Genomic DNA, 12,524 nt, shown 5'->3' on the forward strand with positions numbered 1-12,524 from the left:
GCGGGGTCTTTTCATCGACATGCACATTCACAGGATGGGAGCCCTTACATGAGGCCCACGCAGTCCAAGAATCTCCGCGGGCGCACCCTTGCCCGCCGTCCCTCGAAGTACCATCAACTCGGCTTCCTGTCCCTGGGCGAGGTGGCGCTCGTCCTGGTCATCATCATCATCGCCGCAGTGATCGGCCTGCCTGCCATCAAAGGCATGCTGATCGAGATGCGCGTGCCGGCGGTGGCCGACGAGCTGCAGCGCTTCATGTCCCGCACCCGCGTGCTGGGCGAAGGCGATTCGGTCACGCCCTACGCCGCCGTCAGCAACGAGCAGAACCTCGTCCCCGCGCTGCGGGATTCCTCGGTGTTCAAAGTCACGGACACGACGGTCTCGCACCGCCTGGGCGGCAGTGGCGTGGGAACCGACGGCACGATCTCCCTGGCGCCGGCCGCCCTGGGCGGCGGCGCGATGGGTAGCGCCTTCTCGCTGACGCTCACCAACGTCAACATCAAGGCCTGCCCCGTCCTGGCCTCCACGCTGAACGCGGTATCGGAAACGATGAGCGTGAACGGCACGACCGTCAAAGCCCTGGGGGACAACAACGACACCGGCAGCTACAACCCCGTCACGGCGCAGAATCTGTGCACGAAGGGGGACTCCAACACCTTCGTCTTCGCCACGAGGTAATCCCCGGTGTTCACCAACCAAGGCCCCGTGTGCGGGGCGTTCAGGAGGGCCGGGATTCATGCCGCCTCTACCACCATCCCAATCGCCACCCCCACCGCCATTGCGGCACGCGCGCCCGGCCTCGCATCAACGCGGCTTCGCGCTCATGACGGTCGTCATCGCGATTCTGCTGACCACACTGGCCTCCATCATCGCGGCGGGTCAGATCAAGCGCCGGCTGGATGACGCGGCCGCCGACAATACCGGCCGGTATCTGATGCAGGTCCGGGGCGCGGTCGTCGACCTGCAGGTCAAGTACGAGGCCTGGTTAAACAATGTCGACACCACCGGCGCCCCGGCAGGAATCTACCCTACGCCACCCGACCTCGGCTGGGTCGGTGTGGCCGATGCACAGGTTGCGCGAGGCGGCGTCGCCGATCTTGTGAAGCTGAATCTGCTGCCGGCCAGCACGCAACGCTATCCCGTTTTGGGCGATGTCATCCGCTTCGCCCTGGTGCGCCAGGGAGCGTGTCCGGGCGACACCTGCGAGACCAGTGCCTACGTGTACACCTGCCACCCCATCAGCGACGAGCGGAGCCTGCGGCAGAACGACACCTGCACACCTCCGGCCGGCCGGCGCAGCAAGTTCTCCCCCAGCCTGCTGGGGCAGGTGCTGCTCGCATCGGCCGGATATGGCGGCCACGATGCCCTGGGCGGCGCCAATGTACAGGGACCGCTCCTGAACGCGCCGCGGACCTGGTTCGACTTCGGCACGCAACCGGGCCATGCCGTGCTTGCGGCCGGACTGAACGCGACGCCCTTCAACCAGTTCGTGCGCCATGGCGAGACCCGTCCCGTCACGCTGCACAACACCCTGACCGTGGACCAGACCATCCAGAGCAACAAAGGCTTGCTGCTCAATACCGCCGTCGTCCCGGGCGCGGCGTGCGAGCCGGAGGGGTTGTATGCATCGACGGCCGACAAACTTCTCGCGGTCTGCGTGAACAAGACCTGGTTCTCCGCGACCGACCACACGATCACCGGCGTATTTGGCAACCTGCCCAACAACGCAGCCGTCACGCCACTTGTCTGCCCGCCCGGACTGACCGCTTGGCGCTACGTCTCGCTGCAGGCCGCGGACGTGAAGGTCACGGGCGCCGACGTCAATGTCGCCGGCACTGTGGGCGGCACCATCCAGGGCTCGGGCTCGGTCAACGCGGCGGGGTCGGTCTCGGTCAACGGCTCCTTCGCGGGCAACTTCCAGAACGCGGGATCCAGCTTCGTGCATGTGGCCCAGAGCGTGGCCGTCACTGCCGACCGCGTTGTCATTACCCCTGGCGACCTGAACGCTCGCGCGGCCGTCATCCAAGGCTGCAAGAGCTAGGGTTCCGCCCAGCCACAGGCCACCGCGCGCTACCGCGGCGCCTTTCCCTCCGGAGAAATCAATGAAGCCCGACGCTTTCAGGCGCTGGGGCGCGCTCCTGCTCGCCCTGGCCATGCTGTTCACCTCGATCCACACCGAAGCCGCCAATGCGCCTGCCGGCAATCAGGCGGATGTGCAGCTCAAGACCGACCTGACCCACATGGTGATCCAGATCAACCAAGGGGCGCCGCTGCCGCCGGGTGGTTGCAACGCGGGCTACGCCTGGCACACCGGCTTCGGCGGCTGCCGGCGCGCCGTCGTGCAATCGGAGGCCGGATCCTGCCCCGCAGGCTACATCGGCGGCAGCACGCGATACCGCACCGCCTACATCCTGCAGGCCAACGCCAATGACGTGGCATACGACGCCTGGGGCGCCTGGCAAAGCAGTTGTTCCCGCCCACGCGCCGCCGGCGTGGTGGATACGGTCATCGCCAGCGCACGCGGCAGAGAGAATGGCGACCGGGGCACCGCCTCCAATCTGACGGGCAATATCGCCCAACAGATGCAGGTGGCGCAGGGAACGCTGTTTGGCGTGACGCTGTATCGCCCGACCGCCACCTTGAACTGCATCTATGCGTCAGGCACCACAGAAGGTGGCGGCGACAGCGGCAGTAATCAGATCTGGATGGGGCAGCTTCTATCGCCCGGCGCCTCGATCGACAAAGGAACGCCAGGGCATTGCCTGCTCGGCAACAACGGCCAGACGGCCAAAATCTCCGGCAACTGCGACAGCTCCACAGGCGGCGATAACGATTTCTGCGTGCCAGGCACCCACGTCGTTCGCATCACCTCCGTGACCGACTGCAGCGTCGTCGCGGAAACGGACGGCCGTGCCAACAGCTATGACATCTGCCAGTAAATCAGGAATCCGGCCATGCAAGCCTTTCTGCAACGCCTTATGGCATTCTTCATTCTCACCGTCGTGCCGGGCCTGTATCCCGCTCTGGCGCAGACGCCCGACATGGACGTCGATCTTCTGACCGGCGATACCCGTCTGGCTTGCGAGGCGCTGCTCTGCCTTTCCAGCGGCAAACGGCCCGATGAGTGTGACCCGGCACTGTCCCGATACTTCGGAATCAACAAGAAGAAGCTCTCCGACACCTTGGACGCGCGCCGGGATTTTTTGAAGCAATGTCCGGCATCCAACGACTCGAAGGAAATGAGCGACCTGGTCCAGGCAATCTCGAACGGCGCGGGCCGCTGCGACGCCAAGTACCTGAACTCCGCGCTCGCTGTCAGTACCGGCCATGGCGGCGACTATGGGTCTGGGCCGACGTACATTTCCAACCAGATACCGGGCTACTGCACGCTTTATGTCGGCAACGCTTACACCGATCTCGGCGATACGCTGCCGCGCTACGTCGGCACGCCTGAAGAAGGCGGATATTGGGTGGAAGCCAGGGACTACGACAGCGAACTGACCAAGTACGAGCAGGCGCTGGCCGACCGACAAGCGCAGCAAGAAAGCTCGTCCGGCGGGAATTGATGCGATGGACTTTCCCACGCTCGCCCGCGCCTGCGCGCCGGCCGTCCACATCTCGACGCTGAGCGCCGTGGTCCGGCACGAATCCGGCTTCGATCCGCTGGTGATCGGCGTGAATGCCTCGCCGCACCGAAACATCCGCCCGAAATCCCGCCAGGAAGCAATCAACGTCGTTCGGGATCTGATCCGCCAGGGCGCCAACTTCGACGTCGGCTACGGACAGATCAACGTGCGCAACTGGAAATGGCTGGGAGTCACCCCCGAATCCATCTTCGACCCGTGCACGAATCTGGCCGCTGCCCAGCGGGTTCTCGTCGATTGCTACCAGCGCGCGGCCAGGCAGTACGGGGCCGGCCAGCTGACGCTGTACGCGGCCTTCAGCTGCTACAACACGGGCAACCTGACCGATGGATTCTCCAACGGCTATGTCAGCCAGGTCATTGCCGGCGCGGGACTCCCCGTGCCGCCCATCGCCAGGGTGCCCGTCCCTACTTCTGTACCTGTTCCTGCTCCCGCCGCCGAGACCGGCGTCAAAGACGGCGGGGCGGCGTCGGCCGCGCAGCCCGGGGCATTCGCCTCGCCACGCGCCGACGCCTTCGAAGCGCCTCGGCAGGATGCCTTCGGGAAACCTGCGCCGCGCGTTTTTGGCAGGCCCGTCCCCGCGGGCCGGTCGCAGGCCCCGAGTCCCCCCGGCCAGGTGTTTAGCCGCTAAACACCCCATGCGGCTCCGCTTCGGCACACCGCCGGCGAAAACCGGCTCCGCACCACGTTCCTCCCATCCCGCCGCCGATCCACCATCAGGCGGCTTCCCGCCATGGAGTCCCTTCTCATGCGTTCCTCCACCCTACTGCTTGTTCTGACCGCCGCCCTAACCGTCGCGGCGCTCCTCGGCGCCCCCGCTCCTGCAATGGCCCAGGGCCTGGAGAAAGCGACCAGCGACGCGCAGAACATCAACGACTGGCTCTGGATCATCATCCCCGTCATCTGCCTGTCCGCCGGCGGAATCGTCGGCCTGCTCTACTCGATGGACATCATCCGCAAAGACACCATGTACCAGTGGGTGGGCGGCGTGATCTTCGCGGGCGCCGTTGCCGGCGGCATCATCAAGGTGGTGTTCGGATGAAACGTCCGGCAAACCAGAATCGCCAGGAGCCGCAGCCGCTCGTCGCCGCGTCCTCTGTCCCGGCCAACCATTACCCGCTTTTCAAGGGTGCGACCCGGGTCGCCACCATCAAGGGCGGGGTGCCGACACGCGCCTTCGTCGGCCTGGTCATGCTGGTCGTCATCGTGGCCATGTTCACCCTCTACGGCTGGCTGCTGTTCCCCATCCTCTACCCCGTCATGGCGGTCATCAGCCGGCAGGACGATCGCGCCTTCTGGACGTGGGAACTGTGGCTCAAGACCAAGGCCCTGGCACCAAACAGGCGGTATTGGGGCGCGGTCTCCTACTCTCCTCTTGCCTATAGCCCGCGACGCCCCTGGGCGCGGTGGGCGTCCCAAAGGTACCGATGAAGCCAACCACCTCCCCCACGGCGCCCAGGCACGAACGCGACATGGGTAAGCTCGTACCGTACTCCCGCCATGTCACGCCGACGATCATCGTTACCGAGAACTGGGAGTACCTGTCCGTATGGCGAATTGGCGGACGGACCTTCGAAGGCTACCCGGACGACGAGCTGTGTACCTGGCTCGATGAACTGAACAACATCATCAAAGGCTTTCCGGCCGGATTCGGCATGTGGACGCATCTGGTGCGCCGGCGCGTGCAGGAATACCCGGAAAGCGCCTATCCCGACGCGTTCTCCGAATCGCACGATGCCGCATATCGGCGCACCTTCGTCGGCAAGCCGCCCATGGTCAACGATCTGTACCTGACGGTGATCGTTCGCGCGAACGTCGACCCTGCGCTGCGTATGCTCTCGCGCTTTGAGAAACGCACGGCCAGGGACGTACACGCCTGGCAGTCGCAGGCCATCGAACAGTTGGACGACATCAATCGGAAACTCGCAAGCGCCCTGCGTCGCTATGGTCCCGATCTGCTTTCGATTGTCGAGCGTGATACGACGGACCCAGACCACCCGACAGACGCCACACGCTACACGGGCCGCTTCTCCGAGCCAGCGGAGTTCTTTGGCTTTCTCCTCAACGGCAAGACCGAACCGGTCCCCGCACTCGAGGCAAAGCTGTCCAGCTATCTGCCGGCCGCGCGTCCATTCTTCGCCTCCCCTGGAGACCAGGCGGAAGTGCGGGGCACAAATTGGTCGCGGCGCTTCTGCATGGTCGAGATCCGCGAGTACTGCAACGCCACGAAGCCGGGGCACCTGAACCGGCTGATGAAGCTGCCCTTCGAGTTCGTGCTCACCCAGTCCTTCGGGACTTTGTCACTTTCCGACGGCCTGGCCGCCTTGACCCGGCAGATCAAATGGTTGGAGGACTCCAAGGATTATTCAGAATCCCAGATCGCGGATCTGAAAAAGGCACGCGACCAGCTGCGCGCAGGCGCCTTCGTGATGGGAGATCATCACGCTACCCTGGCCGTATACGGAGAGGACAGTGAAGAGACCCTGCGCAACGCCGCCGATGTAATCAGCACGCTCGCCGACCGCGAAATCATCGGACGCCTGGTGGATCGGGCGCTCATCGCCGCCTTCTATGCGCAGTTGCCCACGAATTGGCGGTGGCGCCCGAGGCCTGCCACCATCACCTCGCAGAACTTCCTGTCGTTCTCATCGCTGCACAACTATTTGTTCGGCAAGCCCAGCGGCAACCCCTGGGGACCCGCGGTCACGATGTTGAAGACCGCCGGCGGCACGCCCTATTACCTGAACTTCCATGCATCGCTGGCCGACGCGGATGAAACGGGAAAGCGGCGCCTGGGCAATACGTCCATCATCGGGCAGTCCGGCACAGGGAAGACGGTCCTGCTGGGTCATCTGCTCACCCAGGCCCGCAAGTTCGGGTACACGGGCGCCGTGTTCGACAAGGACCGCGGGCTGCAGGTCGCCATCATGGCCATGGGCGGCAAGTACTTCCCGCTGCAGCTGGGGCAGCCCACCGGTTGGAACTACCTGCAACTGACTCCCACGCCCAGGAATGTCGCCTTCATGCGCAAGCTCACCGTGCAGCTCGCAGCCGAGGGAGAACAGACCGCGAACCTCACCGAGCAGCGGGAAATCGCGGGCGCCGTGCAAAAGCTCGTGGACTTCATCGACATGAAGGATCGGCGTCTGACCACGCTCTTGCAATTCCTGCCCGCCGCGCCCAGCCGTGACGGCAAGCTTAGTCTGCGGGACAAGCTGGAACGCTGGTGTCACGGGCATGAGAACGGTTGGGTCTTCGACAACCCGCGCGATGAGCTGGACTTGTCCGACGCAGACCTGTTTGGCTTTGACCTGACGGAGTTCCTGGAGCAAGGCGCGATTCGGGATGCCGCGCTCACGTACCTGCTGTACCGCACCCGGCAGATGATCGACGGCCGGCGCTTCGTCTATTGCTTCGACGAGGTCCAGCATCCGCTGAAAGTGCCGTTCTTCCAGGAAATGATGCAGAACGAAAGCCGCACTATCCGGAAAGACAACGGCGTATTCATCTTCGCCACGCAGGAGCCCGACGCGATCCTCGCCAATCCGGTGGGACGGTCGCTCATCCAGCAATCGGCGACCGCGCTGTACCTGGCGAACCCGAAGGGTACGGCCGAGGAATACATCGACGGTTTCAAGCTCACCACGGCCGAATTCAAGATGGTGTGCGAACTGGGTGAGTTCTCTCGGCAATTCGTCGTCAAGCAAGGCGAGTCGACCGTCACCGCGGAACTGGATCTGAGCCTCTGCCCGGAAGCGCTGCTGGTCTTCTCCGGATCGACCGACATGGCGGCTCTCGCCGAGGCCGCTGTGGCCGAGCGTGGTTCCGACCCAAGCCAATGGCTACCCCTATATCTTCAACGCGCCAAAGAGGCGGGGAGAACGTGAAATGCAAGCCACCCTGATCCACCAACGCAAGCGCCTCACGTCATGGCATACGCGCTGCGTCCAAGCCATGATGGTGATTTTCCTAGCCAATGCGGCCTTGCCCGTCCATGCCACAGGGATTCCCACCGTGGACGCGGCGAATCTCGCGCAAAACGCCCTCAATCACATCGAGGACATCGCGAAATACACCGAGCAGATCGCGGTCCTCAAGGACCAGCTCGAAAGCGCCCAGCGGCGCTATGCGGCGATCACTGGCACGCGTAATCTCGGGGAGATCCTGAACGATCCCTCCATCCGCAGCACGTTGCCGAGCGATGTGCAGTCGATTTTGAGGCGGGGAAGCAACAGCCTCGGCTCTCTCGAAAGCTCCACACAGCGCATCTTGAACGAGGAGAGGCTGTCCGGGAACTACATGGTCGACCGGCGGGCGCTGGACCAGCGCGCAGAGGATCTGGCCGTGCGTACCAAGGCGCTGCTTGAATCGGCGCAATCGGGCACAACGGCGCGCCTGCAGCAACTCGACAGCCTTCAGTCGCAGATCAACCTGACCACCGATCCGAAGGCCATCTCGGACCTGCAGGCGAGGCTCCTGGTGGAACAAGCCAACATCCAGGCCGACCAGATGCGGGCCGACGCCCTGAGCCGGCAGTTGCAGGCTGAGAAAGCGCTCATGGAGCAGCAAGCACAGAAGCTCGCCGCGCAGTCCTTCAGCATCGACGCGATCCGTGCGCCGCTACCCGGAGCGCAGTAATGGCACTCGGCGCGGTTCAACTCACAAGCCTGGGCAGTATCGCGCGCTGGATGGATGCTTCGGTGACGTCCATGCTGGAACAGGTCGTCACCCCCATGGTCAGCTCCGTGACTGCCGCCATACTGCCCTTCGTGACCGTATGCCTGTCGATCAGCCTCGTCTGGTTTGGATGGTTGATTGCCACCGGAGCCATTCCCATCCCCGCGATGACAGCTCTGCGGAAAGTCGTCGAAATTGCGGTCATCGTGTCGATTGCCGGTGCGGGCGGGCTGTATCAAACCCGGATCGTCAGCACCTTGCTCGATCTGCCTTCTGCAATTTCCAGCGTCTTCACGAACGGCCCGTCCACACCGTCGCAATTGCTGGATGACGCGGCAAACAATGGCGCTGAGATAAGCACCAAGATCAACGATCGTGCGCCGTCGTTCGTCAGTGACGCCGCACGCGCCCTCGCATTCGTTGTCGTCTCGGTGATTATTACGGTCGTGTCTGCCGTTCTCAGTGCGGTGGGAATCATCGTGCTGGTGACCATCAAGGCCGGCATGGGAATCATTGCCATATTGGGGCCACCCTGCCTGTTGGCCCTTCTATTTGATAAAACCAAAGAATATTTCAGGCACTGGCTGAATCAAGCTCTCTATTACGCCATATATGGCGCGATCTTTATGGTCATATTCAGCATCATCATCGGAATGTTTGGCATGCTGCAGCAGGGACTCCTCGCCACTGCCGGAGCTGATCAGATCAATATCTTCTCGATGTTGACGGCTCTTGTCATCTTCGTAGCAGGCGCGAAGTTTATGCTGGAACAAGTATCGACAATCGCCCAGCAAATTACTGGAGGAAAAGGAGGCGGCTTTTCAGTGCCATTTGTCGGCAGGATCGGCTAAAATAACCACGAATACGGGTGCAGATTTAAACGCGACTTTCCTATTCATAGGAATGGAACCACATGGCCCTCAAGAAAACCAGGATTGTTAATGAAGGTACGCCGGCACAAAGCGTGGGCCTGACAGCGCAGTCTGGTGCCGCAGGCGCGCCGTCCATTTCACCATTTCAATGGATCAGTCTCGCGCGCGCGACTTGGACGTGGATCATGCGACCGCTGTGGAATCTCTGTTTCGTGTTTCCTACGAAAGTGATTCGGTACACCATGTCGAGCAGCCCACCATCAGAGGAAGCAGGTCGCCGACAAGAAGACTGGGACCACACAGAGCGTCGTCGGCGCGACGAAGAGTTCCGTCGCAATTACTCGCGCTGGTAACGTCTAAGGGATATACCATCAAGCAATACTGGGTCGTCGAAAGCTAGTACGACAGCTTCGAAGATTAAGTTAGATCCTGCGCCCGCCACCGTCGGCTGTGGCACTCGCCGCCTAAGCACGGCGAGTTTCAGTCGATTTACTTAACCTTACCCCTTGGCCCGCGAATCAGTAAAGACAGGCCTGACTGACGGCCACTTTCGACTGATTCTGCTAAGAAAAGTCGACCCCAGCGGTCACGCTCGCTTGATCGAAAAATTCGGCCTCACAGATCGGTTCAAGATCGACGATCGCGACCTCGGCAATGGTTAAGTACCCCCGTGAACGGCCTAGAGGTAATAATCATCGAGTTCTCCAACAGAATCGACCCGTTGCCGGCGATCGATTTACGCGAAGCCTACGGCTACTTCTATGCACGGCGGTCATATAGTTGCTCGCAGCGGTGGGCGAGTCTTGGGCTTTTGCTAGCACCGTGGGGCGACGCTGGCAAAACCTCTAGAAAATGCCTGCCGGCAGCATATGATTACATCACGCCAAATCGGTTCAGACATCGAACATGAACGACGACGACAAACGCGATGCAGTAACACTCACCCGACCCGAAAGGATACGTCAGGCTCAAACAGCTGATATGCCATTCGCTCGTGCAAAGGCGACCAACGCCTTGCCGATTGCCGCTGATGGTTTGAAAGGACTCGTCGCGCAATTCATCGGCTCGACGGTCGGGCAGCGGTTCTTCGGGCCCGCTTGGGTGGGCGAGGATGGCGTACCTTGCATAATCTTTATCGCGCACAATTCTGATGCTGTTAAACGCGTCCGTCGCGCCGAAGCATGCGCGGCAGTCGGGTGGAGATGGGATAATTCACCATCGATGTTTTTTTCCTTGACGGTCATGACGCGGGCAGAGAATCCGCGTCCACATGTACGCTGGATTCGCTCCAGCACGGACGCCGTCATGGTGGCTCTTCGCCAGAAGGGCCGTTTCCTCATGACTGTAGCCACACCAGACGGGCAGCATTCGGGCTGGATGGAAGCCGATCTGTACGCGGGCATGAATAGTGACACGCCCTCAAGCAGCGCGATGGACGCTCAGTGGGAATTCCTGACTCCCGGAATCCCACGTTCCAACATTCATGAGCGGTTCGATCCATTTAGCCTCGATGACGTCGTGAGCAGAGATGAGCGGGTCGAGATACCAATATGGCCGGATGCGTCATCAGACGCATGGGCTGAACTGGCGCACAACGGACCATGGGCCGACGATCTTGATGCAAAAGATCGGGCACGCGCTGCATGGGGTCGTCAGGCCCTACGGAACCGTGGACGGGCCGCCGGTTTCGTCCAGGCCATCCTTGATCGCCAGTTGCTTGACGATGTCCGACCTGTCGTGGATTCCGATGGCATGTGGCTAGAGCCCGGACCACTGCAAGAGCGCGCGACTACGCTGGTGAAGCGCGCACCGCTCATCGGTCGCTGGCTTGCCGGAATGGCTGGGCCGGAGCCGAGTGCTCAAGCCTCGTACGAGGCGTGTTTCGCGGTTCTCCAGGACCCTTACTCGCTCTTCTGCTTTCTAGACAAATTTATGCAGATCTTGAATGATGCGGCGGATGACGTACTGGCTGAGGCAGCTAAAGGCATGTTCGAAGCCGCGCTGCTCGATGCTCGAATCACCAGATCAGGTTCTCACCGCCCCTGGATGGCCAACACATCAGGCTACGGTCTCGAGATGAAAGCCGCAGCCATCGACATGGAAGCGCCGCTCGACGACATCGAGGAGCTCTGGCGTTGCGGCCTGGAAATAATGGACTTACTGGATGCCGGCTTGCGACTGACCCCCCACGATTTCCCAGTGCCATTGGGAGTTATCTGCGAGTCATTGCAGAATGTGGTGCTCGAATGCTCTTATGACGAGGCGGAGGGCACTATCCAGAAGATGCTTCGTGAAGCCCAGGAAGCCAGGCAGTGGTCGATCCCGTGGGGCGCTCGCGTCGAGGTGGACTTCGGCCCTTTCGTTGCGACAAGGATATTCGAAAGCAATGGGGAATTCTCCTGTCATTTTCTAGATTCAGCCGATCGATATCACCACGTCGCCATCGGCATCACAGGCGATCCGCCAAGAGCGGCATCAGCACACCTGATTCGTCCACGCGAGGACGACGGCGAGGTCATGTGGAACACTGACGCGGAGCTTAGTCTGAAGCTGATCGCCGCTGCGATCATTCGCGACTTCCTAGTCGTCGAGCAACGAGAACGTCTTTTCAACGTACGTCCGATGCGTCGTCGGATTCGGGGCAGAGACGTGCGAACCGTTATCTATCTTCCTCGGGTGCGTTATTCGACTCCCCACTCCGACCGCTTTTCCGTCGGTGAAACTAGCGCCGGCCGTCCCAAGCATTCAGTTGCACCGCATCTTAGACGAGCAAGCACTGCGTCGGCCGCGCAGCGATTCCTCGCTCAAAGATATGGAATGCATATTCCGGAAGGCTTCACCTTCGTTCGTCCGCACGAGAGGGGTAATGCTGGCGACGATGAGCGGATACGGACGTATCGGAGCAGGTCGGCGTCGCGAATGATCTTCGACGAGGTATCGACCGCCCCGGCCGGATCTCGACCAGCCTGGTTCGACTTCGAAAAGGACTGTCTTCGTCTGTTGACGCTGCGCGGACTGAGGGTCGTCCATCAGTCGGCAAACAGGGATGGCGATGGTGGTGTCGATCTCTATGCTGTAGACGAGGATAGTCAATCGTGGATCGTCCAGTGCAAATGCTGGGCACAGCATCGCACCGTGGGGCCTGAGATTGTGCGCGAACTTTACGGCGCCATCGCGCTCGCGAACAGAGGGGGGACAAAAAGCCGCGGTATCCTGATCACCACGAGCGGGTTCTCGTCAGGGGCTGTTGCGGCTGCGGTCGAGTTCGGCTTCGAGCTTATCAACGGTGAGCAGTTTGCCAATTTTCTGATGGATGGCGTCTAGATGCATC

At 61.7% G+C, this 12,524-nt stretch carries 12 protein-coding genes; all 12 read left to right on the plus strand.

Annotation, left to right across the window (positions count from 1 at the left end):
* The first annotated feature begins 48 nt into the window (after positions 1-48).
* The 12 genes from CAL12_RS28130 (at position 49) to CAL12_RS20230 (ending at position 12,517) form a co-directional block, all read left to right on the plus strand.
* Positions 49-678, plus strand: a complete 630-nt coding sequence (locus CAL12_RS28130) for a type 4 pilus major pilin (RefSeq protein WP_157793044.1) — start codon at positions 49-51, stop codon at positions 676-678.
* Between the two features lie 145 nt (positions 679-823).
* Positions 824-2,041, plus strand: a complete 1,218-nt coding sequence (locus tag CAL12_RS20185; protein ID WP_086066255.1) for a hypothetical protein — start codon at positions 824-826, stop codon at positions 2,039-2,041.
* 112 nt (positions 2,042-2,153) lie between these two features.
* Positions 2,154-2,939, plus strand: coding sequence for a hypothetical protein (locus CAL12_RS20190; RefSeq protein ID WP_157793045.1), 786 nt, complete (start codon positions 2,154-2,156; stop codon positions 2,937-2,939).
* A 15-nt stretch (positions 2,940-2,954) separates the two neighbouring features.
* The gene (locus CAL12_RS20195) at positions 2,955-3,566 is read left to right on the plus strand and encodes a TrbM/KikA/MpfK family conjugal transfer protein (protein ID WP_232464574.1); all 612 of its coding nucleotides are present in this window, start codon (positions 2,955-2,957) and stop codon (positions 3,564-3,566) included.
* 4 nt (positions 3,567-3,570) lie between these two features.
* Positions 3,571-4,275: a lytic transglycosylase domain-containing protein gene (locus CAL12_RS20200; protein ID WP_086066257.1), complete on the plus strand. Its 705-nt coding sequence runs from the start codon at positions 3,571-3,573 to the stop codon at positions 4,273-4,275.
* 117 nt (positions 4,276-4,392) lie between these two features.
* Complete coding sequence (locus CAL12_RS20205) at positions 4,393-4,686, plus strand: TrbC/VirB2 family protein (protein WP_157793046.1); 294 nt, start codon at positions 4,393-4,395, stop codon at positions 4,684-4,686.
* Entirely contained in the window at positions 4,683-5,075 is a 393-nt protein-coding gene (locus CAL12_RS20210) for a type IV secretion system protein VirB3 (RefSeq protein ID WP_086066258.1), read from the plus strand. The genes CAL12_RS20205 and CAL12_RS20210 overlap by 4 nt, the downstream gene beginning before the upstream one ends.
* Before the next feature lie 41 nt (positions 5,076-5,116).
* Positions 5,117-7,531 (plus strand): VirB4 family type IV secretion/conjugal transfer ATPase, encoded by a 2,415-nt coding sequence (locus CAL12_RS20215; protein WP_086066259.1) that lies wholly within the window; start codon positions 5,117-5,119, stop codon positions 7,529-7,531.
* Position 7,532: 1 nt separating this feature from the next.
* The gene (locus CAL12_RS20220) at positions 7,533-8,282 is read left to right on the plus strand and encodes a type IV secretion system protein (protein ID WP_086066260.1); all 750 of its coding nucleotides are present in this window, start codon (positions 7,533-7,535) and stop codon (positions 8,280-8,282) included.
* On the plus strand, positions 8,282-9,172 hold the full coding sequence (locus tag CAL12_RS20225) for a type IV secretion system protein (RefSeq protein ID WP_086066261.1): 891 nt from the start codon (positions 8,282-8,284) through the stop codon (positions 9,170-9,172). The genes CAL12_RS20220 and CAL12_RS20225 overlap by 1 nt, the downstream gene beginning before the upstream one ends.
* Positions 9,173-9,234: 62 nt before the next feature.
* Positions 9,235-9,546, plus strand: coding sequence for a hypothetical protein (locus tag CAL12_RS28530; RefSeq protein ID WP_232464575.1), 312 nt, complete (start codon positions 9,235-9,237; stop codon positions 9,544-9,546).
* 553 nt (positions 9,547-10,099) lie between these two features.
* Complete coding sequence (locus tag CAL12_RS20230; protein WP_086066262.1) at positions 10,100-12,517, plus strand: restriction endonuclease; 2,418 nt, start codon at positions 10,100-10,102, stop codon at positions 12,515-12,517.
* The last annotated feature ends 7 nt before the right edge of the window (positions 12,518-12,524 follow it).

Origin of the sequence: Bordetella genomosp. 8 (assembly GCF_002119685.1) — a bacterium.
Taxonomy (GTDB): Bacteria; Pseudomonadota; Gammaproteobacteria; order Burkholderiales; family Burkholderiaceae_B; genus Bordetella_C.